Source organism: Actinomadura sp. 1N219 (assembly GCF_044326405.1).
Taxonomy (GTDB): domain Bacteria; phylum Actinomycetota; class Actinomycetes; order Streptosporangiales; family Streptosporangiaceae; genus Spirillospora.
The window spans coordinates 184,870-208,507 of sequence record NZ_JBIRAY010000011.1; the positions used below are offsets into that span (position 1 = coordinate 184,870).

Sequence of the window (23,638 nt, forward strand, 5' to 3'; positions counted from 1 at the left end):
ACTGCCATTCGGTACCAGCGACGAATCAGACAGGAAATGGAGGACCATCATGACTGATCAGGCAACGGGCACCATTCCCGGCGGCGTCCAGGGGCAGGCGACGATGAGCGCCAGGGCGGAGCTGCACAGCGACTCGCTGTTCAGCGAGATGATCTGGCTGCTCAGCGGCATGCCGCTCGCGGCCATGCTGCAGGCGATCGCCGAGATCGGCGTCGCCGACGAGCTGGTGGACGGCCCGCTCTCCGTGGACGAACTGGCGGAGCGCACCGGAAGCAACCCGGACGCCCTTTACCGGATGCTCCGCGCCGTGGCGACCCGCGGCGTGTTCACCGAGACGTCGCACCGCACGTTCGGCCTCACCCAGCTCGCGCAGATCCTGCGGTCCGACCTGCCGAACTCGCTGCGCGACGCCTTCCGGATGCACGGCCAGAAGTGCATGCGGGACACCTTCGCGGAGGTCGGGCACACGCTGCGCACCGGCACACCGGCGTTCGAGTACGCGAACGGCATGCCGCTGTTCCAGTACTTCGCGCACCGTCCTGAGACCAAGGACCTTTTCGAGAGCTTCACGGGTACGGCGGCCCGGCGAATGCAGCACGCGGCCCTGGAGGGTTACGACCTGACCGGGGTGCGCAAGCTGGTCGACATCGGGGAGATGCACGGCCGTCTGCTGGCGACCATTCTGAGCAAGTACCCGGAAATGCAGGGCGTGTACGTCGACCAGCCGTTCATCGTCCCGCGCGCGGAGCAGGTGCTGGGCGAGGCCGGCGTCGCCGACAGGGCCGAGCTGGTCGGCGCGAACTACCTGGAGTCGGAACTGCCGGGCGACGCCGACGTGTACCTGCTCCCCCAGGTCCTCCACCGGATCGGGGACGAGGAGGCGATCGCCCTGCTGACGAGCATCCGGCGGGTGATGCCGCCGACCGGACGGGTGCTGATCATCGACCCGGTGCTGCCGGAGGGCGACGTCCCGCATCTGGCGAAGGTCCTGGACGCCACCATGCTCCTGCTCGGCCCGATCAGGGACCGGACGGAGGCCGAGCTCGGCCGGCTCCTGGAGAAGGCCGGGCTGCGGCAGGACGCCGTGCACGGACGCGCGTTGCCGTCGGCCGTGGTCGTCGCGACGCCGGCCTGAGGAAGACGCCACCGACCTGGCGCGGAAGGTGATCGGCGAAGGTCGGATTCGCCGATCTCCCCCCTGCAGCGGAACGGATCGAACATGCCCGAGAAGACAGCGAGCGGCACGGCCGGGGCCGATGGCGAGGACGCCGTGCTGAGCAAGATGTGGGACTTCCACAGCGGATTGCGCATGGGCTTCATGCTCTCCGCGATCGCGGAGATCGGCATCGCCGACGAACTGGTGGACGGCCCCCTTTCCGTCGACGAATTGGCGCAGCGCACCGGAAGCGACCCGAGCGGCCTGTACAGGGTCCTGCGGGCGATGGCGAGCAAGGGCGTCTTCACCGAGACGTCCCGACGCACTTTCGGGCTCACCCCGCTGGCGGAGATCCTGCGGTCGGACACGTCGAATTCGCTACGCGACGTGTTCCGCCTGCAAGGCAAGTCGTTCATGCGGAACGCCTACGCGGAGATCGGCTACTCCATTCGCACCGGGAAGCCCGCTTTCGACTACGTGAACGGTGAGGAGCTGTTCACCTATCTGTCCCGGCATCCGGAAATGAACGAACTGTTCAGCGGTGCGATGGGGAACGCGGCCGGGCAGACGCAGCAGGCCGCCATCGAGGCATACGACCTCACCGGGGCGCGCAAGCTGGTCGACATCGGCGGCGCGCACGGGCATCTGCTCGCGTCGATCCTGACCAAGTACCCCGACATGAAGGGCGTGGTGTTCGACCAGCCCCACGTGGTGCCCGGCGCTGAGCAGGTGCTCCAGGACGCGGGCGTCCTCGACCGGGCCGAGCTCGTCGGCGGCGACTACCGGCGGTCGGTGCCCGCGGGCGGGGACGTCTACACGATCTCCCACGTCCTGCATCAGCTGAGCGACGCCGACGCGATCACCGTGCTGACGAACGTCCGCCGCGCGATGTCCCCGTCCGGCCGGGTCCTGGTGATCGACCCGCTGCTCCCGGAGGGCGACGCGCCCCATCCCGGGAAGTTCATGGACATCACGATGATGGCGCTGAGCGAGGGCCGGGACCGCACGGAAGAGGAATTCGTCGAGGTCTTCGAAAAGGCCGGTCTGCGGCTGAGCGAAACGGTCGGCCTGGCGTCGCCGTCGAGCGTCGTCGTGGCCGTGCCGTCCTGACGCCGATACACCGACAGTGTCCCAGTAGAGAGAAAGAGGGGAGATCATGGGCGACCGAATGAAATACGGTGATCTGCAGTCGATTCTCGTCCAGGCGGCCGGCTCGGTGCAGCAGCTGGACGACGGGCAGGAGATCATCGACGCCGATCTGTACGACCTCGGATACGACTCGCTCGCGTTGATGGAGATGGCGGCGCGCATCAAGGAGCAGTTCGACGTCGACATCCCGGACGAAGAGGTGACCGATCTGCGCACCCTTCGCCACATCCTCGACCGCGTGAACTCCACGAGCGAGGCGGCCGAGGCGACCGAGGCGACCGCCTGATGGGAACGGCATCGTCGGAGATTCACGCCCATCACGAGACGGTGGTGGACGCGCCGCCGTCGACGGTTCACGAGCTGATCACGGACGTCTCGCTGTGGCCGGTGATCTTCCGTCCCACGGTCCACACGCGGGTGCTGGAGCGCTCGGCGGAGGGCGATCGCTTCCACATCTGGGCGACCGTGTCCGACGGCGAGGTGAACACCTGGCGGTCCCGCCGCGAGTTCGACGCGGCCGGCCTGCGGGTCTCGTTCAGGCAGGACCACGACAACCCGCTGTTCGGCCTGATGGGCGGCGGCTGGACCTTCCACCCGCTCGACGGCGGCCGGACGAGGGTGGTGCTCGAACACCGCTTCAACCCGCCGCCGGACCAGGCCGGCGCGCGCGAGCGGATCGCCCGGGAGCTGGACCACAACGGGGCGGCGGAGCTGGAGGCGCTGCGGACCGTCGCGGCCCTCCCCGGCGGCGTGCGCGCCTGGCTGCGGACGTTCACCGAGTCGATCGAGCTGGAGGGGCCGGCGGAGGCCGCACGCGACTTCATCTGGGACGCGGACCGCTGGCCGGAGCGCCTCCCCCACGTCGCCGGCCTCGACCTGGTCAAGGGGACGGGCGGCACGCAGGACATGACCATGCGGACGCGCGCGCCGGACGGTTCGACCCACACCACGCGGTCGATCCGGGTGCCGATGCCCGACGGCTCGATCGTCTACAAGCAGACCCGGCCGCCCCGGGTGCTGCTCGGGCACAGCGGCTCCTGGGCGTTCCACGCCGACCAGTCGGGGTCGTCGATCCGGTCCACGCACACGTTCCTGATGGACCCCGCCGGGGTGGCGGACGTGTACGGCCCGTCCGTCCAGCCGGACGAGGCGGCGGACCGCATCCGCGCCGCGCTGTCGGCCAACAGCCGGGTCACGATGGAGCACGCGTCCCGCCACGCCGCGTCGATCAGCGCGCCCCGGTGAGCACCGCCGCGCTCCGGGCCGGCGCGCTCCGGGCCCCGCTGGGGCGGCTCCACGAGGTGGCGGACGGCGTGCACGCGTTCCTCCAGCCGCCGGGCGGCTGGTGCCTCAGCAACGCCGGCGCGATCGTCGGGCCCGACGGACCGGTCCTGGTGGACACGGCCGCGACCAGGTCGCGCGCCGAGGCGCTGCGGGCCGCGGCCGAGGGGCTCGGACGGGGACCGGTCAGGACCGTGATCAACACCCACAGCCACGGCGACCACGTCTTCGGGAACTGCGTCTTCGATCCGTCCGCCACGATCATCGCCCACGAGCTGACCGGGCCGGAGATGACGGCGGTCGGCATGGGGCTGCAGTCGCTGTGGCCGGACGTCGAGTGGGGCGAGCTGACCCTGCGGCCGCCGACGGTCACGTTCGCGCGGAGCATGACGCTGCTGCTCGGCGACCGGCCCGTCGAGCTGCACCACGTCGGCCCCGCGCACAGCACCGGCGACGTCGTGGTGTGGGTGCCGGACGCGCGGGTGCTCTTCACCGGCGACGTGGCGCTCCCCGGCTGCACCCCGTTCTGCCTGATGGGCTCGGTGCGCGGCTCCCTCGCGGCGCTGGACCGGCTCCGCGCCTTCGGGGCGGAGACCGTCGTGGGCGGGCACGGCGAGGTCAGCGGGCCCGAGGTCTTCGACGAGACGGAGCGCTACCTGCGGCGGATCCTCGACCTTGCCCGCGACGGCGTCGCCGCGGGGATCTCCCCGCTCCAGACCGCCCGCTCCCACGGGCTCGGCGACTTCGGCGGCCTGCTCGACCCCGAGCGGCTGGTCGGGAACCTGCACCGGGCCTATCTGGAGATCGAGCGTCCTGAGCTGCCGCTCGGCGCGGAGATGGACGTTCCCGGCGTGTTCGGAGAAATGGTCGAGTTCAACGGCGGGCGCCTGCCGGACTGCCTGGCGTAGCCGGGAAATGACGAGCCTGAACCCAGTATTCCGAGGAAGGGGAACGATGATGCCGGTCGACTCCCGGCAGGAGCGCACGGTGTCCCCGGCGAGGTATTACGAGCTGAGAAGGTTCTACCTGGATCAGCTGGACGCCCGCGACCGGGGCCGCACCCAGGAATGGCTGGACGTCTTCGACGAGGACGCGACGATGACGACCAAGGTGCTCGGTCACGGTTCGCCGGTGAAGAAGGCGGACTTCGAGCCCGCGGTCTGGAAACTGGACGCCTCCTTCCAGGAGAAGGGAATCCAGCGCCGCCATTGCGTGCACGGTTTCACCTTCACCGCCCGCGGCGGCCTGGTCCACGCGAGGTTCTACGGGCTCTTCCTGGTCATCGACGCCGAGCGCGGCGCCTGCCTGCAGTCGGCCGCGATGATCTACGACGTGCTGCGGAGGTCGGGGACGACCTGGCGGGTGATATCCCGCGAGATAGAACGCGACGACCTCGGCCGGCTGAACACCGAGATGTCGAGCCTTCCGGTCGGCTGAGAGAACACAGATGAGAAAACAGATGAGAGAGGGAGAGAGTCATGGGGAAAACGGTCACCTCCGCGGGTTCGGCCGTGCCGGCAGAGATCTACAGCCGTGTCGACCAGTTCTATGCGATGCAGATGCAGGCGCTGGATGACGGCGATATCGCCATATGGGCCGAGACCTTCACCGCCGACGGGGTCTTCGCGTCCAACGGCCTCCCGGACCCGGTCGAGGGCAGGGAGGAGTTGACGGAACTGGGCGAGAAGACGGTGGCGCGGCTCAACGACCAGGGCGCCATCCGCCGCCATTTCGTGTTCAACGTCATCGTCGAGCCGTCGTCGGAAGGCGTGCTGCGCACGACGTGCTATGTCCCGGTTTTCGACACCATCGACGGCGTGACGAACCTCACCACGAGCACCGTCATGCGCGACGAGCTGGTCAGTTCGGACGACGGCCTGCTGGTGCGGCACCGCACCGTCACGCGCGACGACCTCCTGGCGAAGTCGTGACGCGCACGACTTCCTTCCAGACGCTGGCGGCGCGGTTGGACGGCGTGGCGGTGCGTCCCGGGGACGCCGGTTACGAGGAGGCCCGGAGCGGCGTCCAGCGCGCCTACCTGCACGAGCCGTCCGTGGCGGTGCGGGCCGGCGGGGTGGAGGACGTGCGGCTCGCGGTCCGGTACGCCGCCGAGCACGGCCACGCCGTCGCGGTGCAGGCCACGGGACACGGCCTGAACGCGCCCACCGAGGGCGGAGTGCTGATCGACACGACGCCGATGGCGAGCGTCCGCGTGGACCCGGCGTCCCGCACGGCCTGGGCGGCGGCGGGGACGCGGTGGGAGCAGGTGATCGCCGCCGCGGCCGAGCACGGCCTGGCGCCGCTGAGCGGGTCGTCCCCCGACGTCGGCGTGGTCGGCTACACCCTCAGCGGCGGGCTCGGGCTGCTGAGCCGGACGTTCGGCTTCGCCGCGGACCACGTGCGGCGGGTGGACCTGGTCACCGCCGACGGCGAGTTCCGTTCCGTGACGCCGGACGACGATGGCGGCCATCGCGATCTCTTCTGGGCCCTGCGCGGTGCCGGCGGGAACTTCGGCGTCGTCACCGGGCTGGAGTTCGACCTGTTCCCGGTCGCCCGGTTTTACGGCGGCGGCCTGTACTTCGACACCGACCTGATCCCGTCCGTCCTGGAGACCTACCGGGAGTGGACCGAGACCGTCCCGGACCGGATGTCCTCCAGCATCGGGCTGATCCCGCTGCCGGACGTGCCCGCCGTGCCGGCGCCGCTGCGCGGGCGGCACGTCGCACATGTCCGCATCGCCTATGCCGGCACGGTCGAGAGCGGCGAGGAGCTGGTCGCTCCGCTGCGGGCGCTGGGACCGCGTCTGGTCGAGAACGTCGGCGAGATGCCCTATACGGCATCGGGAACGATCCACAACGAACCGAAGCAGCCGCGCAACTTCTACTGCGCGAACGCGATGATGGGCAAGTTCGACGCGTCGGTCCCGGGCGCCGTGCTCGACCTGGTCGGGCCCGGCGCCGACGTGTTCGCGGTGGTGCAGTTCAACCACCTTGGCGCGGCGCTGGCGCGGCCGCCCGCGACACCGAACGCCGTGGACCACCGGGACGCCTCCCACGTGCTGCGCGTCGTGACGCTCCCCCAGGGGCCCGACCGTGATGTGGCTCACGAGACCGCGCGAACAGTGACGGAGACCGTGGCCCCGTGGGCGCTGGGTCGCTCGCCGAGTTTCCTGCAAGGCGAGCGGGACGCCGGCGCACAAGCCCGGGAGTACTACGCACCGGCCACCTTCGACAGGCTGGCCGCGCTGAAGGCCGTTCACGATCCCGAGAACATGTTCCGCTGCAACCTCAACGTCCCTCCCGCGAAGGGCGAGGGCGCCTCTCCCGCGAAGGGCGAGGGCGCCTCTCCCGCGAAGGCCGAAGGAGTCCCTCCGGCGAAGGGCGGAGACGCCCCTCCGAGTCGGCCGGGTAAAAGTATTGTTATGTGAAATCCATCGGTGGATCTGATGATATGGTCGTGACTGAGGGCTATTGATCGAAACGGGGGTTTCGAGAATCTCAAGGCAAGATCTTCAGCGTTGACGGGGATTGCGGCCAAGAGGGCCGGCGCCGCTATGGCGCCCCTCTCCGCCGCTCCGACGCATCTGGCCGACCGTGGCCCCACGCGGCCACCCAACGGGGCCGACCGTCCCTCCGCTCCAAGCAGCGAACGGTCGCACAACGGCGCGAATACAGTGATCAAGAACCGGGGGAATCAGGTCCTTATGCGAACTCTTGGGGCAACTCTGTCCAGGTGAGCTCCTGACGTCGAGCCGGCCTTCGCCGCCCCGCGGCGGCGGCCTGCTCGCCTTTCTCCGTTCGACGAATCGAGGAGGCTGCCGTCCTCCGGCAGGAAAGGTTCGATCCCGCACACGAGTTAGGGGAGCATGAATGGACATCCGAATTCTGGGACCGCTGGCGGTGACGCATCGCGACCGTACCGCCGTGCCATCGGCCCGGAAACCGCGACAAGTGCTCTCGGCATTACTGCTGAGCGAGGGCGAGGTGGTGTCGACGGACGCGCTGATCAGCGAGATCTGGGACACCCGGCCGCCGAAAAGCGTGCAGACCACATTGCAGACCTATGTGATGCAGGTGCGCAAGCACCTTTCGCGGGCGCTCCGGACTCCCGCCGCCGAGATCGCCGGCGAGGTCCTCATCACCCGGAACGGCGGGTACACGCTCGAACTGCACGGCGCGACCGTCGACCTGTACGAGTACAGGTCGCTGGAGCGGGCCGGCATGACCGCCCTGGAGATGCGGGACGACGAGCAGGCGGTCCGCGTCTTCGACCAGGCCCTCGCGTTGTGGCGGGGCCGGGCGCTCGCCGACGTCGAGCTCGGCCGCGTGCTGGAGCCCGAGGTCGCGAGGCTCGAACGGTCCCGGCTGACGATCGTGGAGTCCCGCCTCGAGGCGGAGCTGCGGCGCGGCCGGCACCGCGAATCGCTGAGCGAGCTGACGTCGCTCACCGCGCGTTACAGCTACAACGAGAACCTGCACGCGCTTTACATGCTCGCGCTCTACCGTTCCGGCCTTCGGAGCAAGGCGCTGGAAATCTACCGCGAGCTGCGCGCGTGGATGATCGAAGAATTGGGAATCGAGCCGTCCCCCCGCCTGCAGCAGTTACACCATGCCCTGCTCACCGGAGCTCCCGAGCTCGACGAACTCAGCGGCGGTTGGACGGCCAGTGCCAGGGAAGAGGAAACCGCCGGCCAGCGCGACTCATTCAGGAATTTCCAATCGATCGAATTCGCCGCGTGGTGAGCCGGGCCACCGGCGTTCGATGAGCGTCCGATGAGCCCGTACTGATCCGGGTGGCCGTAAAGTTTCTCCGCATGCCGTCCTCGACCGCTCCCTTTCTCGCTCCCTCGCAGACATCACGAGACCACGGTCGGCCCCGCGCGCCGGGCGGGCGACCACACGGCGGCCATGCTGACGAAACCAACGTCCACCAGGAACACCGGAGCCTGTCTCCCCAGGGACGACTGCCTTTGCGGGCGCGGCCGCAAAGGCAGTCTTTCTCCCTGCGACGCTAGTAGTTGCCGAGCCCGCCGCAGACGTTCATCGCCTGAGCGGTCACCACGGCCGCGTCGTCGCTCGCCAGATAGTCCACCATCGCGGCGACCTCTTCGGGATTGCCGTAGCGGCCCATCGGAATCTTCGTGTTGAACTTGGCGAGCACCTCGTCCTCGGACATCTTCCAGATGTTCGCGTAGGTCTCGCGCACCCGCTGCGCCATCGGGGTCTCGACATATCCGGGACAGACGGCGTTGACGGTGACACCGGTCTTCGCCAGCTCAAGCCCGAGCGCTTTCGTGAACCCGACGACGCCGTGTTTCGACGCGGAGTACGGGGCGCCGAGAACCACGCCCTGCTTGCCGCCGGTCGACGCGATGTTGATGACGCGCCCGTGGCCCAGGCCGAGCATTCCACCGTCCGACAGGACGCGCTTGGTCACCAGGAAAACGCTGTTGAGATTGACGTTGATGACGTCGAGCCACAGCTCGTCCGGAATCTCCGCGGTGATGCCGCCGCCGCTGCGTCCGGCATTGTTGACCAGAACCGAGATGGGGCCGAAACGGTCCTTCACCGTATTCACCAGGTGCTCGATCTGCGCGACGTCGGAAACGTCGCAGCCGGTGCCGTCGGCCTGATGGCCCGCGCTCCGGAGACCCTCCACCGTCTTCTCGACCGCCGAGAGGTCGCGGCCGCAGATGAACACCCGGTGACCGCTGCGGGCCAGGCGTTCCGCCGAGGCGAGCCCGATTCCACTCGTCCCGCCCGTGATCAGCGCGACCCGGCCGTGCTCCTTTGACATCCCGTCCTCCGAACGTGTTGACGATTCCCATGAGCCGGCTCGGCGCGAGAAGACTTCAGAACCGCCGGCGAGCCTTTCGCGGGCTCATGACTGTCAATCGTCCGGTCGGCGCCTCGAACAATCGTGGAAGGCGTCTCAAGCCGACTGCTCAAAAGTTTCTCAACCGGTTCTCAAGAGCCGGACCTCTACCTTGAGCCTGGTAGCCGTCGAACTCGGCCGCTAATTGTCCAACTCGTCCTGAACGGAGCTATCGATGACGATTCAAGAAAAGGATATCGCCGATCATGACGCGGTCATCGGTGTGCGCGAGCTCGCCCTCAGCGCGGCGGGCGCCTCGGCGCTCCGGGCCGCGGTGCGCCTCGGGATCGCCGAGGAGATCGGCGACCGGCCGGTGCCGACGGAGGAGCTGGCCCGCGCGCTCAAGGTCGACGCGGAGGTGCTGGGACGGCTGATGCGCGCGCTCGCGCAGCACGGCGTCTTCACCCCGGCGCCTGAGGGGCACGCGCACACGTCCACGTCCCGGCTGCTCAGGGAGGACGACCCCAACAGCCTCAAGCACTACGTCCTGTGGGTCACCGAGCCGTGGACCTGGGAGCTGTGGCCGAACCTCGACGAGGCCGCCCGGGACGGGAGCGGTAAATTCGAGGAGAAGTACGGCGCCGACTTCTTCACGCACCTGCACAAGGTGTGGCCGGAGTCGGCGGAGGTGTTCAACAGGGCGCAGACCGAGCTGAGCCGATTGGCCACGAACGCGGTGGCCGAGGCGCTCGATCTGCGGGGAGTCGGCACGCTCGCGGACGTCGCCGGCGGCCACGGCTTCACCCTGGCGACCCTTCTGGAAAAGAACCCGGATTTGCAGGGAATCCTGCTCGATCTGCCACCCGTCGTCGCCGAGGCCGACAGCCGCCTCCGGGTCGGCGGATCGCTGGCCTCGCGGACCCGGGTCATCGGCGGAGACTGCCTTCGCGAGATCCCCGTCGAGGCCGACGTCTACCTCTTCAAGAACATTCTCGAATGGGCGGACGAGAAATCCGTGACCGCGCTGCGGAACGCCGCCAAGGCGGGCCGGAAGGACAGCCGGATATTCATCATCACCAACATGATCGACGGCAGTCCGGAGATCAAGTTCACCACCGGGACGGACCTGCTGTTCCTGCTGAACTCCGACGGCAGGAAGCACACGACGGAGACCATCACCGCGGTGGTGCGCCGCGCCGGGCTGAAGGTCGTGAACATGCAGCCGGTGAACTCCTACCTGCACCTCCTGGAGGCGGGCCTGCCGAATTGACCGCCCCGGGGCCGCAGGAGACAGGGAGTATCGACGAGATGCCGGCAATGCCACACGAGAATGCCACCTACCCCGCCACGATCCCGGAGGCGACGGCTCCGGAATGGGTGGCGTGCAGCGGCTGCGGCGCGACGACCTACGGGAAACGCTGGCTGCGGAACTTCAAATGCTGCCTGGAATGCGGCCGCCACGACACCCTCACCGCGATGGAGCGGCTGCGGTTCCTGCTGGACCCGGGTTCGATCGAACCGCTGCGCTTCACGATCACACCGGCCGACCCGCTCGGCTTCTCCGACAGCAAGCCCTACGGCCGCCGGCTGTCCGACGCCCGGACCCGCACGGGACTGCCGGAGGCGGTGGTGGGCGCGGCCGGTGAGATCGACGGCGGCCCGGTGGTGGTCGCGTGCATGGACTTCCGGTTCCTCGGCGGCAGCCTCGGCTCGGTCGTCGGCGAGGTCATCACCAGGATCGGGGACGTCGCGCTGGCCCGCCGCACACCGTTGCTGCTGGTCACCACGTCCGGCGGAGCGCGGATGCAGGAGGGCGCGCTGTCCCTGATGCAGATGGCCAAGACCAGCGCGATGCTCGCCCGGCTGGACGAGGCCGGCCTCCTGACGATCTCCCTGATCACCGATCCGACGTTCGGCGGGGTGGCGGCCTCGTTCGCCACGCTGTGCGACGTCACCATCGCCGAGCCGCGCGCCCGGCTGGGATTCGCGGGCCGCCGGGTCATCGAGCAGACCATCAAGGAGACCCTGCCGTCCAACTTCCAGACGGCGGAGTTCCTGCTGGAGCGCGGCTTCGTCGATCTCATCACCCCGCGCGACGCGCTCCGCGCCGAGCTGGCGAAGCTGCTGAGGTCCGGGCGATCCGGACGTCCTCGCGGGCCGGAGCCGGTGCGGCTGCGCGCCCACAGGAGCGACCCGCACGAGATCGACGGTTTCGTCGTGCGTGACCCGGCGCGGCTGCCCGACGAGGACCCGCACGGCATGGTCCGGCGCGCCAGGCGGATCGAAAGGCCCACCACGCTGGACTACGCCGCCCTGCTGCTGGACGAGTTCCGCGAGCTGGCGGGCGACCGGGTGTCCGGCGACTGCCCGGCCATCGTCGGCGGCCTCGGACGTCTCCACGGACGCCCCGTCATGCTGATCGGCCACCAGAAGGGCCACGATCCGGCCGAGCTGGCCCGCCGGAACTACGGCATGCCGCTCCCGGCGGGCTACCGCAAGGCGGCCCGGCTGATGCGGCTCGCCGCCAAGCTGCGCGTGCCAGTGGTCACGCTGATCGACACGCCCGGCGCCTATCCCGGCAGGCAGGCCGAAGAGCAGGGGCAGGCCACCGCCATCGCGGAGAACCTCAAGCTGATGGCGCAGCTGCCGGTGCCGATGATCGCCGTGGTCACCGGTGAGGGCGGCAGCGGCGGCGCGCTCGCCCTCGCCGTGGCCAACCGGGTCCTGATGTGGCAGGACGCGGTCTACTCCGTGATCAGCCCCGAGGGGTGCGCGGCGATCCTGTGGCAGGACCCCGCCGCAGCGGGACGCGCGGCGGCGGCGCTCAAGCTGCGGTCGCGGGATCTGCTGGAGCACGGCGTGGTGGACGGCGTCCTGCTCGAACCGTCCGGCGGCGTCGACGCCGATCCGGTGGAGGCCGCGCGGAGGCTCGGGCTCGCGATCTCGGCATTCCTCGACGACCTGGACGGACTCGGGGACGCCAAGCTGCGCGCCGACCGCCACGCGCGTTTCTCCCGCTACGGGAGCGAGTTCGTCACCTCCGCCGATGAGTACACCCCGGAATGGGAGGCGTCGTGACCACCGTCCACCCCGGCCCCGGCCCCAGCGAAATCATTCGGCTTGAGCAGGTGCGGGACGCCGTCGCGACGCTCCTCGCCGATCTGCCCGGCGCCCCGGAACGGCTGCGGATCAGGGCCGGGGACATCGAACTGGAGCTGGACTGGGCCTCGCCGTCCCCCGCTCCTCCCGCGCCTGCTCCGGGGCCGCCCCCGTACGGCCCCGGAGCGAACCCGGCCGAATCCAGCAACGCCGCCGACAGTGGGGCGTCCGCCGGTGCCCGCGTCACCGCGCCCACCGTCGGGACGTTCTACCGCTCCCCCGAACCGGGAGCGGAGCCGTTCGTCCAGGTGGGCGACCGGGTGAAGCCCGGTCAGCAGGTGGCGATCCTCGAGGTGATGAAGCTGATGATCCCCGTCGAGGCCGACCACGACGGGGTGATCACCGAGGTGCTGGCCGACGACGGGCAGCCCGTCGAGTACGGCCAGGCCCTCTTCGGGATCGACCCGGAGGCCTGAGCGTGTTCGACAAGATCCTCATCGCCAACCGGGGCGAGATCGCGCTGCGGGTGATCCGTGCCTGCCGCGACCTCGGCGTCCGCACCGTCCTGGCGCACTCGGCCCGCGACGCCGACAGCCTCCCGGCGCGGCTCGCCGACGAGACGGTGTGCGTCGGACCGCCCGCGGCCAGGCGCAGCTACCTGAACGCCGCGGCGATCTTGCAGGCCGCCGTCGGCACGGGCGCGCAGGCCGTCCATCCCGGCTACGGCTTCCTCTCCGAGGACGCCGACTTCGCCGACGCATGCCGATCCACCGGAATCACCCTCATCGGCCCCCCGGCCGACGTCATGGCCGTGCTCGGCAGCAAGGTCAGCGCCCGGAGGCTCATGTCGGACGCCGGGCTGCCGCTGCTGCCGGGCGCCACCGAGCCGCTCGACCTGGCCGCCGCCGCCGAACTCGGCGAGCGCATCGGCTTCCCGCTGCTGATCAAGGCGGCGGCCGGGGGCGGCGGACGAGGCATGGGCGTGGCCTGGAACGCCGGCGCGCTGCCGGACGTCTTCCGCTCCACGCAGGCCGCCGCCGCCACGCTGTTCGGCGACCCGAGGGTCTACGCGGAGCGCTACCTCACCCGCGCCCGCCACGTCGAGGTCCAGGTCCTGGCCGACCGGCACGGGAACGTCCTGCACCTCGGGGAGCGGGACTGCAGCCTGCAGCGCCGCCACCAGAAGCTCGTCGAGGAGTCCCCGGCGCCCGCGCTGCCGGACGGCCTCGTCGCCCGGATCCGGGACGCCGCCGTCACGGGCGCGCGCGCCGCCGGCTACGAGGGCGCGGGCACGTTCGAGTTCCTCGTGGAAAGCGCCGGGGAGGCGAGCGAGTTCTACTTCATGGAGGTCAACTGCCGGATCCAGGTCGAGCATCCGGTGACGGAGATGGTCACCGGCATCGACCTCGTCGCGGAGCAGATCCGCGTCGCGGCGGGCGAGCGGCTGCGCCTGACCCAGCGGGACGTCGTCCTGAACGGGACGGCGATCGAGTGCCGCATCAACGCCGAGGACCCGCGCCGCCAGTTCGCCCCGACGCCCGGCGTCCTCACCGAGCTGAGCCTGCCCGCGGGCCCGTTCGTCCGGGTCGACACGCACGCCCACCCCGGATACCTGATCGCCCCCGAGTACGACTCGATGATCGCCAAGATCATTTCCTGGGCGCCCGACCGGGACACCGCGATCGCCCGCATGCGCCGCGCCCTGGGCGAGACGTCGGCGCGGGGCGACGGCGTCCACACCACGGCCGGGTTCCTCGACGAGCTGATCGACTCCCCCGAGTTCCGTTCGGCGACGCACACGACCGGCCACATCGACGCCCTCGCCGAAGCGCGGGCCGCCACCTGACGGCCGCCACCTGACGGCCGTCAGTACGCGGACGACGGCCGGGGCCGGACGAGCCCGGTCTGGTAGGCGATCACGACCAGCTGCGCGCGGTCCCGGGCTTGCAGCTTGGTCATGGCGCGCTGGACGTGGGTGCGCGCGGTCAGCGGGCTGATGACCAGCTCGCGGGCGATCTCCGCGTTGGACCTGCCCTCGGCCGCCAGCACCATGACCTCGCGTTCCCGTGCGGTGAGGGCGTCCAGCCGCGCGACGTCCTCGGCGGGCACGTCGGGTTCCGCGGTGGCGAGGAACCGGGTGATCAGCGCGCGGGTGGCCGTGGGCGACAGGAGCGCGTCGCCGGCCGCGATGGTGCGGATGCCGTCGAGCAGCGCGTCCGCGGAGACGTCCTTGCCGAGGAACCCGCTGGCGCCCGCGCGTAGCGCCCTGGCCACGTATTCATCGGTCTCGAAGGTCGTGAGGATGAGGACGCGGGTGGCGGACAATTCCGGATCGGCGCAGATGGCGGTCGTGGCGTCGAGGCCGTTGGTGCGGGGCATCCGGATGTCCATGAGGACGAGCGTGGGGTTGTGGGCGCGGGTCAGCTCGACCGCCTCGTCGCCGTCGGCGGCCTCGCCGACCACCTCCATGTCCGGGTTGGCCTCGATGAGCATCCGGAAGGTCGCGCGCAGCAGCTCCTGATCGTCGGCGAGGAGGATGCGGATGGTCACGGTCGCTCTCGATCGGAGGTCAGAGCCGGATCGGCAGTTCGGCGACGACGGTGAACCCGCCTTCGGGGAGGGGCCCGGCGTGGAACCGGCCGCCGGCGGACCGGGCGCGCTCCCGCATGCCGACGATACCGAAGCCGTCGTCCGGGCTCTTGGGGGCCGGCGTCGTGGGCCCGGCGGCGTTGGTGACGGTGATGGTCAGCCGGTCCTCGCCGTAGGCGAGCCGGACGGAGGCGTTGCCAGTGGTGGCGTGCTTGGTGACGTTGGTGAGGGCCTCTTGCAGGATGCGGAACGCCGTCAGGTCCACGCCCGGTGAAAGCTGCCGCTCCTCTCCTTCGACGGTGACGTCGACGTCCAGCCCGGCGGAGGCGAACGCGGCGGTGAGCTCCGGCAGCCGCGCCAGCCCGGGGGTCGGTTCGAGCGGGGAGTTCGTGTCGTCGGGCTGCCGCAGGAGGCCGACGGTGGCCTTGAGCTCGCGCAACGCGGCGGACGTCGTGCCGGTCAGGTCGGCGAGGATCTTCTGGACCAGATCGTCATGATGGCCGCGTGCCAGGTAGGCGGCCGCCCCCGCCTGGGCGTTGGCCAGGGACATGTGGTGCGCGACGACGTCGTGCAGTTCCCGGGCGATGCGTGCGCGCTCCTCGGTGACGCGCTGGCGGGCCACCTCCTCGCGGTGCCGCTCGGCGTACTCCGCGCGTGCCGTAACGGCGGCCAGGTAGTCGTGCCGGAGGCGGGTGTACTCGGCCAGCGCGACCGGCAGCAGGAGGAACAGGACGGGGTTCAGGACGGCCAGCGGCCACGGATAGCCGTACTCGTCCCCGACCAGGGCCGACACGGCGACCGCCGCCGTGGCCGCCGCGTAGTACACGCGGGTCGTCGTCCCGGGCACCCGTACGGCCAGTTCGTAGAGCGCGACCATGACCGGGGCGAGGAGCACCGGCGTGATGAGGTAACCGAACCCGCCCGCCGCGCTCGCGCCGACGACCGTGAGCACGACCACGGTGCGGGGATGGCTGCGCCGCCACAGCAGCGCCAGCGCGCCGACCACCGTCAGCGGGACGGCCGACCGCCAGCTCAGCGCGTCGGTGTCGGACAGGTCGCTGTTGAGCATCGCCGGGCCGGACGCGGCGCAGATCATCAGGAGGGTGATCGCCGCGTCGACGATGCCGGGGTGGTCCTTGGCGTAGTGGCGCCAGCTGATCGTCATGGCACGCTCCGGGGCGTCGCGGCGTCATCCCGTCCGTCGACCGGCGGTCGGCACCACGGTACCTACGGGGGCAGCGATACCGTGGTGCCGACGTGTGAGGGCCTCGCCTTCGAGATCGAGGCGCGGCAGCAGCCGGTCCAGCCAGCGCGGCAGCGACCACGCCCGCTCACCGAGCAGGGCGAGGAAGGCCGGCACGAGGGCCATGCGGACGACGAAGGCGTCGAAGAGGACGGCGGCCGTCAGGCTGAACCCGATCATCTTGATCATGGCCAGGTCGGCGCCGACGAACCCGGCGAACACCGCCATCATGATCAGCGCGGCGGCGACCACGACCCGGGCGCTGTGCCGGAAGCCGGTGACGACCGCGTCCCCGGCGGACTCGCCGTGGGTGTGCGCCTCCCGCATCCGGGAGACCAGGAACACCTCGTAGTCCATGGCCAGTCCGAAGATGATGCCGACCAGCACGATCGGCATCATGCTGATGATCGGGCCGGTCTGCTGGAGGCCGATCAGGTCGGCGGCCCAGCCCCACTGGAACACGGCGACGACCGCGCCGAGCGAGGCGAGGACGGACAGCAGGAAGCCGAACACGGCCTTGAGCGGCACGAGCAGCGAACGGAAGATCACCAGAAGGAGCAGGAAGGCCAGGCCGAGCACGACCCCGAGATACGGGATGAGCGCGCCCGGCACCTTCTGCGCGACGTCGATGTCCACCGCCGTGGTCCCGCTGACCAGGAACGCCGCCCCGGTGCCGGCCTGCGTCGCGGACCGTCCGTCCCGGATGTGCCCGACGAGGTCCTTGGTCTCCTCACTCGTGGGAGCGGTGGACGGCGTCGCGGTGAACAGCGCGGTGTCCCGCGCCGGGTTGAACCGGGGCGGGGACACGGCCACCACTCCGGGCGTCGCGCGGATCCGGCCCGCGATGGTCTTCACCGCCGTCCGCGGATCGGCCGCGCCGCGGGCGTCCACGATGATCGTCAACGGGCCGTTGAAGCCGGGCCCGAAGCCCTCGGCGAGCGCGTCGTAGGCGCGGCGCTCGGTCGTCTCGGTGGACTTGGCCTCGTCGCCCGGCATGCCCAGCCGCAGGCTCGCCACGGGGACGGCGAGCACCACCAGGCAGGCGACCGAGGCGACCAGCACCACCACCGGACGCCGCCGGACGAACCGTGCCCACCGCGTCCCCGCGTTGTCCGGCGCCTCCTCCGCCCCGGCCGGGTCAGCCGGGACTTTCGGACGCCGCACCCGGCGGGCGAGCACGGCGTCCGGGCAGAAGGCGAGGAGCGCGGGTACCAGGGTCAACGCGATGAGCACGGCGACCACGACCGCCCCGGCGGCGCTCAGGCCCATCCGCGCCGCCGTCGGGATGCCGACCAGCGTGAGCCCGGCCAGCGTGATCACCACGGTCAGCCCGGCGACGACCACCGCCGAGCCCGCCGTCCCAACGGCCAGGCCCGCGGCCTCGTCGGCCGGATGCCCCTTGCCCCGTTCCTCGCGATAGCGGGACACGACGAACAGGGCGTAGTCGATGCCGACCGCGAGCCCGAGCATGATCGCCAGAGTGCTGCTGGTGGTGGACAGCCCGAAGCCCTCGCCGACCGTGAGGATCGCCAGCATGCTGATGCCGACGCCGAGGATCGCGGTCAGCAGCGGCAGCCCGGCGGCCACCAGCGAACCGAACGTGATCAGCAGCACCAGCGCGGCGAGCCCGACGCCGACGACCTCGCTCGGCCCACCGACCTTGGGCTTGTCGGCCAGCACCGGGCCGCCGACCTCCACCGTCAGCCCCGCCGACCGGGCCTTGCCGACGGCCGCCCGCAGATCCTGCTTGGCGGCGTCGGAGAGGTCGTTCTTCGACGCCGTGTACTGGACGGTCGCATACGCGGTGGAGCCGTCCTTGCTCACCGCCTTCGACATGAACGGCCCGACCGCGGCGGCGACCTGGTCGCCCTTCGACGCCTCGCCGACCAGCCGGTCGATGATCGCGCGGTTGCCGGCATCGGTGACGCGCTGCCCGTCGTCCGCGACGAACACGATCCGTGCGGTCGCGTTCTCCGCGCCGCCCGGGAACCGCTGCTCCATGAGGTTCAGCGCGTCGCTCGCCTCGATGCCGGGCATGGCCCCGGAGTCCTCCGGCAGCGCGGACGCGGTCGTCGACGCGAAGCCCACCCCGCACAGGACGGCCACCCACGCCACGACGACCCACCAGCGCAGCCGGGCGGCGAGGCGACCTAGGCGGTAGAGAAACAGAGCCACGGGACAGGGCCTCCACATCGGGATCGGTTCCCCCCAACCCTCGTCCCTCCGCCCGGTCCCCGTCGTCGTGCGCCTGCTGACACCCGACTACTCAAATCGCAGTACGCCGCCGGGGCTGTTGAGACGGATGGACATGGCGGGTGGATTCTCGGACATGGCAGGCCCGCACGCCCCGCTCCTACCGTGACCTGGAAGATCATCTGAATTCTGGAGGAGCTTGATGCGCTGGAAGTCAGCACGCCGGGCGGCGACCGTGGCGGCCGCCGCCACCGTGATGCTCGGGGCGTCCATGGGCACCGCGATGGCCGACGCCGTGACCCACATCTGGGACAACTACGACCACCAGGTCGGCTCGGCGCGATTCTGGACGAACGGCGACAACCTGACGGCCTATGACGGCTACCCCGACGGCAAGGCCGTGGTTGCCTTTCTCGGAGTCAACGGCAGGCTCTACCAGTCGTGGGCCCTCAACGGAAGCGGTACCTCACATACCTCGTACCTCGACTTCCCCGAAGGGCTGAAGGTCGACCTGCAGGTCTGCACCGGTATCTGGAACCCGCGGACGATCCTGGATTGCAGCCATCACGTGTCCGGTACGACCTGACCGAAGACCCCGGATTCCGGTCACGATTCCGGCCGCTCACCTGTCTCACATCCATGCACATTTCTCTAGACCGGACCGGCATGGGGGCGTCCCTCAGCGGGGCGCCCCCGTCTCCGTCGCCGTCGCCGTCGCCGGGGCCGGGGCCGGGGTCGCTGGACGTGCTGAGCGACGCGATCGCCAGCGTCCGGCTCGGGCGGCCCTACTCGTCCCGCACCGTCCTGGAGGCGCCGTTCGGCCTCCGTTTCCCCGCGTTTCCGGGCGCGGGCCTCCACATGATCCTGCGAGGCTCGTGCTGGCTGATCCCCTCCGGCGGGACGCCCGTCGTCCTCGACACCGGGGACGTGGTGCTCCTGCCGCGCGGAATGAGCCATGGCGTCGCCGACGTCCCGCACAGATCGTTGACCGCCGCGCGCTTCCCGCTCCAGGACGTCCTGAGCGACGGCACCGACCCGTGCATGGACGGCAGGCGCGCGGACATGCTCTGCGGCGCTTATCTGCTCGACCGGTCACGGTCCCATCCGCTGCTCGCCGAGCTTCCGGACGTCGTGCACATCCCGGCGCGAGGCGGCGGGCACCCGTCCCTGCGCGGCGCGGTCGAGCTGCTCGAACGGGAACTCGGCGCGGGGCAGCGGCCGGGTTTCGGCGCGGCGCTGCCCGCCCTGCTGGACATCCTGCTCCTCTACACGCTGCGCGCCTGGTTCGACGACCGGCCCTCCGGCGAGGCGACCGGCTGGACGGCGGCGCTCCGGGATCCGGCCGTCGCGGCGGCGCTGCGCGGCATCCACCACGAGCCGGAACGGCCGTGGACCGTCCAGTCCCTGGCCGATCTGGCGCAGCTGTCCCGCGCGGCGTTCGCGCGCCGGTTCGCCGAACTCGCCGGAACCCCGCCGCTGTCCTACTTGACCTGGTGGCGGATGACCAGCGCGGCACGGCTGCTGCGCACCACCGACCTGCCGCTGCGCTCCGTCGCGGACCGGGTCGGCTACGCCTCGGACTTCGCGTTCGCCAAGGCGTTCCGCCGCGAGTACGGCGAACCGCCGGGCCGCTACCGCCTCCTCCAGACAACGGCCGCCGAAGAGGAGGACGGCGGGGCTCTACCCCGGGGAAGGCGCCCACTGGTCCGGTGAGTCGAGCCCCGCCCGCGTCCATCCTCAGAGGCTCAGGCGGCGTTGTAGCCGAGCCGGCGGAGCTGGTCTCCCGACAGGCGGGCCACGTTGTGGTCATGGTCGGTGGACGCGTACTGGTGAATGGCCCACTGCTTCCACGGCGAAGGCGCGCTTACCTTGCCAGGGGCCCTTCCGTAATGCGCGACCCACAGCGGATATTCGCCAAGGCCCTTGCCGTGCTCCTCCGCGAATGAACGCGAACTGTAGAAGAACGGCTTGACGCCGGTCTTTTGCTGGACGCGTTCCAGCCAGCGCTTGGCCCAGTCGTTCACCTGGTCTGTCGAGCGGCCGTCGGTGGTCTCCAGGTCGAGGATGAGCAGGTCGCCCTTCTGCAGCCCGGCGGACGTCACCACCCGGAGGTAGTGGTCGGCCTCCCGGACGGGATCGTTCTCCGGACGCCCGTAGTGGTAGGCGCCCCTGACCAGGCCGTTCTGCTTGATCTGCGTCCAGTTGCGGATGAAGGTCGTGTCCTTGTGCTCGGTGCCCTCGGTGGCCTTGGCGATGCCGAAGCCGAGCTTCCGCTGGCTCCAGTCGAAGCCGCGGTCGTGGTGCGAGACGTCCACCCCGTAGGGGCGGGACTTGGCCGCGGGCGGCGCCTCGGCCGCGGGCGCCTTCTCGATCACCGGCGCGGCGGCGGTCCTGGCCGGGGTCTTGGTCTCGGGCGCGTCCGCGGTCCCGGCGGTGACGGCCAGGGGTGTGATCACCCCGGCGGCGACCACCGTGCCCACCAGCAGCGTTCTCCGGCGGCCGCGCGTTCTGATCGTTTTCTGGATGCCCGTTCGCACCGGCGTCCACCTCTCCTTTTTCGCCTGCCGGGTTAGCTGACGGGTTCGGGCCAGGAGACGGCCCTACCGCTGGCGTCCAGCGGATTCACCCCTAACGAACCTGGGTCCCCGGCTCCCCTTTTCGGGGATTCGGCGTCCGGCCGGATTTCGACCGGTGCAGCGGAGACTAAACACAGGAAATGAGCGGCGGCAAATCAGAATGGCAAATAAATTATGCGTAAGGCGAGCGGCCGACGGCCTGCTTTCCGTGGCGTGCACGGGGTTCGCGGGCCGCCGTTCTCATGCGCCGGGTCTGCGGCATCAACCGATGGGTTGATGCGGGGGTCGGCCGGACGGCGCGTCCTTTCGCGACGATCGGCCGATGGGACGCGGGCGGTGCGCGGCGACCGTGTGAGGTGGAAGGAGGTGTTCCGTGGACGAGACGATCGGGGCGGCGATCCGCGTCCGCCGCCGCGCCCTCGGGCTCACGCAGGCCGGGCTGGCCGAGCTGACCGGGCTGAAGCAGCCGGTGATCTCCCGGCTGGAGTCCGGCTCCCGGCTGCCGCCGCTGCCGGCGCTGGAACGCGTCGCGGACGTCCTCGGCCTCCGCGTCACCATCGCCGTCGAGCCGGTCGACCGGGTCAGCCGTCGAGGCGGTTGATCGGGTCAGCCGTCGAGGCGGTCGGCCGGGTCAGCCGGGGGACGCGACTGACCGGGTCAGCCGGGGAGGCGGATGAGGCGGCGCTCGACGGCCGCGGTGACGGCGGCCGTGCGGGTGTCGACGCCGAGCTTGGCGAAGATGTGCACCAGATGGGTCTTCACGGTGGCCTCGCTGATGAACAGGCGCCGCGCGATCCGCTGGTTGGACAGGCCCTCGGCGAGCAGTTCGAGGATCTCGATCTCCCGGGGGCTGAGCGCGGGGGCGGGCTCGCGCATCCGGTCCATCAGGCGGGTGGCGACGCGCGGCGACAGCGCCGTCTCGCCGCGCGCGGCCGAGCGGATGCCGCGGAACAGCTCGTCCGGCGGGCCGGCCTTGAGCAGATAGCCGGCCGCGCCGGCCGCGACCGCGCGGGAGATGTCGGCGTCGGAGTCGTAGGTGGTGAGGACGAGGACGCGCGGCGGGTCCGGCAGCGCGAGGATCCGCCGGGTGGCCTCGACGCCGTCGATGCCCTCGCCGAGCTGCAGGTCCATCAGGACGAGGTCGGTCGGGACGAGCCCGACCCGCCGGACCGCGTCCTCGCCGTCCACCGCCTCGGCGACCACCTCGATGTCCGGCTCGCCGCCGAGCAGGGCGCGCAGCCCGGCCCGGACGACGGGATGGTCGTCCACGATCGTCACGCGTACCACGGTCACCTCCCGTCCTCCGGCCCCGGCGCGGGCGCCGTCTCCCGGGGGACCGTGGCGGCGACGACGGTCCCGGACCCCTGGGCGCTCTCGACCGCGAGGGAGCCGCCGACCTCGGCCAGCCGGTCTTGCATGGCGCGGAGCCCGTACCCGCGTCCTTGGGCGGACGTGGCGGTCCCGGGGTCGAAGCCGGAGCCGTCGTCGGCCACGTCCAGGGACACGGCGTCGTCGAGATAGGTCAGCGTGATCATCACCGTGGCCGCGGCGGCGTGCTCGCGCGCGTTGGCGACGGCGGCCTGCGCGACGCGGAGCAGCGCCGCCTGTGCGTCGGCGTCCACCGGGAACTCGTCCCCCTCCGTCCGGAACCGTACCCGCGGGCCCTCGGCCTCCTCGCCCGCCAGGTCCGCGAGCGCCGCGGGCAGGGACCCGGACGCCAGCGCGGGAGGGGCCAGCGCCCGGACGAAATGGCGCGCCTCGTCGAGGTTCGCCGCGGCGGCGTCGGCGGCCTGCCGCAGATGGCGGCGGGCATCGTCCGGCGCCGCGTCCCACTGCCGGTCGGCCGCCTGGAGCAGGATCCCCATGCTGGTCAGGCCCTGCGCGAGCGTGTCGTGGATCTCGCGGGACAGCCGTTCGCGCTCCTCCAGCACCCCGGCCGCGCGCTGCGTGTCCGCCAGCTCGCCGCGGGTGCGGACCAGCTCGTCGATCAGTCGCTGCAGCTCCAGGAAGATGACGGCCGCCATCGCGGCGACCGCGATGGGGGCGAGCACCAGGCTCGGGTCCACCCGGTCCGCCAGGTAGACGCCCGCGAAGATCACCGCGCCGGTGAGCACCACGACGGCGGCGAGCGCGGCGCGCGGCGACAGCAGCCGCAGCGCGACGAAGAACAGCGGCACCGCGCACCAGGCGAAGCTCGGGGCGGCGATCACCAGGGCCAGCCAGCACACGACCACGGCGGCCAGCCAGGCGAGGCGGCCGCGGCGGCCGAGCACGTCCCACAGGACGACGCCCACCGCGTAGCCGACGCCGAGCACCCCGCACAGCGCGAGCAGCGCCGGGGTCGAACCGTCCAGCCCGTGCCTGACCACCAGGCGGGACGCCGACGCGGCGAGCAGCAGGAAGAACCCCGCGTGCATCGCCAGGCGGATCCGGCCTTCGGTCCTGGTCACGTCTGCTGTCTCCCCTCACCGCATCGGCGCAAGCCTTCCTCGCACCGGCGCGCCGCGCATCGCCCGATCGGTTGATCCGGCCGTCCAT

At 70.9% G+C, this 23,638-nt stretch carries 23 protein-coding genes and 1 riboswitch; of the genes, 16 read left to right on the forward strand and 7 right to left on the reverse strand.

Annotated elements, in window-relative coordinates; genetic code table 11:
- Window positions 1-49 precede the first annotated feature (49 nt).
- The 9 genes from ACH35V_RS30000 to ACH35V_RS30040 all read left to right on the forward strand — a co-directional run bounded on the left by ACH35V_RS30000 (window position 50) and on the right by ACH35V_RS30040 (window position 8,328).
- Complete coding sequence (locus ACH35V_RS30000; RefSeq protein WP_395977353.1) at window positions 50-1,135, forward strand: methyltransferase; 1,086 nt, start codon at window positions 50-52, stop codon at window positions 1,133-1,135.
- Window positions 1,136-1,219: 84 nt separating this feature from the next.
- On the forward strand, window positions 1,220-2,266 hold the full coding sequence (locus ACH35V_RS30005; protein ID WP_395977355.1) for a methyltransferase: 1,047 nt from the start codon (window positions 1,220-1,222) through the stop codon (window positions 2,264-2,266).
- Between the two features lie 46 nt (window positions 2,267-2,312).
- Window positions 2,313-2,591, forward strand: a complete 279-nt coding sequence (locus tag ACH35V_RS30010) for an acyl carrier protein (protein ID WP_395977357.1) — start codon at window positions 2,313-2,315, stop codon at window positions 2,589-2,591.
- Window positions 2,591-3,550: an aromatase/cyclase gene (locus ACH35V_RS30015; protein WP_395977359.1), complete on the forward strand. Its 960-nt coding sequence runs from the start codon at window positions 2,591-2,593 to the stop codon at window positions 3,548-3,550. Before ACH35V_RS30010 ends, ACH35V_RS30015 begins: the two co-directional genes overlap by 1 nt.
- Entirely contained in the window at window positions 3,547-4,494 is a 948-nt protein-coding gene (locus ACH35V_RS30020; protein ID WP_395977361.1) for an MBL fold metallo-hydrolase, read from the forward strand. The genes ACH35V_RS30015 and ACH35V_RS30020 overlap by 4 nt, the downstream gene beginning before the upstream one ends.
- 46 nt (window positions 4,495-4,540) lie before the next feature.
- A complete protein-coding gene (locus ACH35V_RS30025; RefSeq protein ID WP_395977363.1) occupies window positions 4,541-5,023 on the forward strand; it encodes a nuclear transport factor 2 family protein in 483 nt (160 codons plus the stop codon).
- 41 nt (window positions 5,024-5,064) lie between these two features.
- Window positions 5,065-5,517 (forward strand): nuclear transport factor 2 family protein, encoded by a 453-nt coding sequence (locus tag ACH35V_RS30030; protein WP_395977365.1) that lies wholly within the window; start codon window positions 5,065-5,067, stop codon window positions 5,515-5,517.
- A complete protein-coding gene (locus ACH35V_RS30035; RefSeq protein ID WP_395977367.1) occupies window positions 5,514-7,013 on the forward strand; it encodes an FAD-binding oxidoreductase in 1,500 nt (499 codons plus the stop codon). The genes ACH35V_RS30030 and ACH35V_RS30035 overlap by 4 nt, the downstream gene beginning before the upstream one ends.
- A 472-nt stretch (window positions 7,014-7,485) precedes the next feature.
- Window positions 7,486-8,328, forward strand: a complete 843-nt coding sequence (locus ACH35V_RS30040; RefSeq protein ID WP_395977369.1) for a BTAD domain-containing putative transcriptional regulator — start codon at window positions 7,486-7,488, stop codon at window positions 8,326-8,328.
- A gap of 268 nt (window positions 8,329-8,596) precedes the next feature.
- Here ACH35V_RS30040 and fabG read toward each other — a convergent pair whose 3' ends face one another.
- Window positions 8,597-9,382, reverse strand: a complete 786-nt coding sequence (fabG, locus tag ACH35V_RS30045; protein ID WP_395977371.1) for a 3-oxoacyl-ACP reductase FabG — start codon at window positions 9,380-9,382, stop codon at window positions 8,597-8,599.
- Between the two features lie 253 nt (window positions 9,383-9,635).
- On the opposite strand from fabG, the gene ACH35V_RS30050 reads away from it, so the two are divergent.
- Genes ACH35V_RS30050 through ACH35V_RS30065 form a run of 4 tightly spaced genes read left to right on the forward strand, consistent with a single transcriptional unit; the run spans window position 9,636 to window position 14,345 of the window.
- Window positions 9,636-10,670, forward strand: coding sequence for a methyltransferase (locus ACH35V_RS30050; protein WP_395977373.1), 1,035 nt, complete (start codon window positions 9,636-9,638; stop codon window positions 10,668-10,670).
- A 47-nt stretch (window positions 10,671-10,717) separates the two neighbouring features.
- Window positions 10,718-12,478: an acetyl-CoA carboxylase, carboxyltransferase subunit beta gene (gene accD / locus ACH35V_RS30055; protein ID WP_395977375.1), complete on the forward strand. Its 1,761-nt coding sequence runs from the start codon at window positions 10,718-10,720 to the stop codon at window positions 12,476-12,478.
- Entirely contained in the window at window positions 12,475-12,975 is a 501-nt protein-coding gene (locus ACH35V_RS30060; protein WP_395977377.1) for an acetyl-CoA carboxylase biotin carboxyl carrier protein, read from the forward strand. The genes accD and ACH35V_RS30060 overlap by 4 nt, the downstream gene beginning before the upstream one ends.
- Before the next feature lie 2 nt (window positions 12,976-12,977).
- On the forward strand, window positions 12,978-14,345 hold the full coding sequence (locus ACH35V_RS30065) for an acetyl/propionyl/methylcrotonyl-CoA carboxylase subunit alpha (RefSeq protein WP_395977379.1): 1,368 nt from the start codon (window positions 12,978-12,980) through the stop codon (window positions 14,343-14,345).
- Window positions 14,346-14,365: 20 nt separating this feature from the next.
- Here ACH35V_RS30065 and ACH35V_RS30070 read toward each other — a convergent pair whose 3' ends face one another.
- Genes ACH35V_RS30070 through ACH35V_RS30080 form a run of 3 tightly spaced genes read right to left on the reverse strand, consistent with a single transcriptional unit; the run spans window position 14,366 to window position 18,506 of the window.
- Entirely contained in the window at window positions 14,366-15,049 is a 684-nt protein-coding gene (locus tag ACH35V_RS30070; protein WP_395977381.1) for a response regulator, read from the reverse strand.
- A gap of 19 nt (window positions 15,050-15,068) precedes the next feature.
- On the reverse strand, window positions 15,069-16,253 hold the full coding sequence (locus tag ACH35V_RS30075; protein WP_395977383.1) for a sensor histidine kinase: 1,185 nt from the start codon (window positions 16,251-16,253) through the stop codon (window positions 15,069-15,071).
- A 24-nt stretch (window positions 16,254-16,277) separates the two neighbouring features.
- Window positions 16,278-18,506: an MMPL family transporter gene (locus ACH35V_RS30080; RefSeq protein ID WP_395977385.1), complete on the reverse strand. Its 2,229-nt coding sequence runs from the start codon at window positions 18,504-18,506 to the stop codon at window positions 16,278-16,280.
- A 220-nt stretch (window positions 18,507-18,726) separates the two neighbouring features.
- Here ACH35V_RS30080 and ACH35V_RS30085 point away from each other — a divergent pair, with 220 nt between their 5' ends.
- A complete protein-coding gene (locus ACH35V_RS30085) occupies window positions 18,727-19,110 on the forward strand; it encodes a hypothetical protein (protein WP_395977387.1) in 384 nt (127 codons plus the stop codon).
- A gap of 80 nt (window positions 19,111-19,190) precedes the next feature.
- On the forward strand, window positions 19,191-20,237 hold the full coding sequence (locus tag ACH35V_RS30090; protein WP_395977389.1) for an AraC family transcriptional regulator: 1,047 nt from the start codon (window positions 19,191-19,193) through the stop codon (window positions 20,235-20,237).
- A 32-nt stretch (window positions 20,238-20,269) separates the two neighbouring features.
- Here the strand turns inward: ACH35V_RS30090 and ACH35V_RS30095 are convergent, their stop codons facing one another.
- Complete coding sequence (locus ACH35V_RS30095; RefSeq protein ID WP_395977391.1) at window positions 20,270-21,061, reverse strand: glycoside hydrolase family 25 protein; 792 nt, start codon at window positions 21,059-21,061, stop codon at window positions 20,270-20,272.
- A gap of 5 nt (window positions 21,062-21,066) precedes the next feature.
- Window positions 21,067-21,206: riboswitch (cyclic di-AMP (ydaO/yuaA leader) on the reverse strand.
- A gap of 267 nt (window positions 21,207-21,473) precedes the next feature.
- Between ACH35V_RS30095 and ACH35V_RS30100 the strand changes: the two genes are divergently transcribed.
- Window positions 21,474-21,701, forward strand: a complete 228-nt coding sequence (locus ACH35V_RS30100; RefSeq protein WP_395977393.1) for a helix-turn-helix transcriptional regulator — start codon at window positions 21,474-21,476, stop codon at window positions 21,699-21,701.
- Window positions 21,702-21,757: 56 nt separating this feature from the next.
- Here ACH35V_RS30100 and ACH35V_RS30105 read toward each other — a convergent pair whose 3' ends face one another.
- The gene (locus tag ACH35V_RS30105) at window positions 21,758-22,387 is read right to left on the reverse strand and encodes a response regulator (RefSeq protein WP_395977699.1); all 630 of its coding nucleotides are present in this window, start codon (window positions 22,385-22,387) and stop codon (window positions 21,758-21,760) included.
- A 2-nt stretch (window positions 22,388-22,389) separates the two neighbouring features.
- Window positions 22,390-23,550 (reverse strand): sensor histidine kinase, encoded by a 1,161-nt coding sequence (locus tag ACH35V_RS30110; protein WP_395977395.1) that lies wholly within the window; start codon window positions 23,548-23,550, stop codon window positions 22,390-22,392.
- Window positions 23,551-23,638 lie beyond the last annotated feature (88 nt).

Excerpts from the sequence above, each read along its gene's own strand:
- ACH35V_RS30050 (WP_395977373.1), top strand. The coding sequence starts at position 9,636 with ATGACGATTCAAGAAAAGGATATCGCCGATCATGACGCGGTCATCGGT.
- ACH35V_RS30090 (WP_395977389.1), top strand. The coding sequence starts at position 19,191 with ATGGGGGCGTCCCTCAGCGGGGCGCCCCCGTCTCCGTCGCCGTCGCCG.
- ACH35V_RS30010 (WP_395977357.1), top strand. The coding sequence starts at position 2,313 with ATGGGCGACCGAATGAAATACGGTGATCTGCAGTCGATTCTCGTCCAG.
- ACH35V_RS30085 (WP_395977387.1), top strand. The coding sequence starts at position 18,727 with ATGCGCTGGAAGTCAGCACGCCGGGCGGCGACCGTGGCGGCCGCCGCC.
- ACH35V_RS30015 (WP_395977359.1), top strand. The coding sequence starts at position 2,591 with ATGGGAACGGCATCGTCGGAGATTCACGCCCATCACGAGACGGTGGTG.
- accD (WP_395977375.1), top strand. The coding sequence starts at position 10,718 with ATGCCACACGAGAATGCCACCTACCCCGCCACGATCCCGGAGGCGACG.
- fabG (WP_395977371.1), bottom strand. The coding sequence starts at position 9,382 with ATGTCAAAGGAGCACGGCCGGGTCGCGCTGATCACGGGCGGGACGAGT.
- ACH35V_RS30075 (WP_395977383.1), bottom strand. The coding sequence starts at position 16,253 with ATGACGATCAGCTGGCGCCACTACGCCAAGGACCACCCCGGCATCGTC.
- ACH35V_RS30030 (WP_395977365.1), top strand. The coding sequence starts at position 5,065 with ATGGGGAAAACGGTCACCTCCGCGGGTTCGGCCGTGCCGGCAGAGATC.
- ACH35V_RS30025 (WP_395977363.1), top strand. The coding sequence starts at position 4,541 with ATGATGCCGGTCGACTCCCGGCAGGAGCGCACGGTGTCCCCGGCGAGG.
- ACH35V_RS30005 (WP_395977355.1), top strand. The coding sequence starts at position 1,220 with ATGCCCGAGAAGACAGCGAGCGGCACGGCCGGGGCCGATGGCGAGGAC.
- ACH35V_RS30000 (WP_395977353.1), top strand. The coding sequence starts at position 50 with ATGACTGATCAGGCAACGGGCACCATTCCCGGCGGCGTCCAGGGGCAG.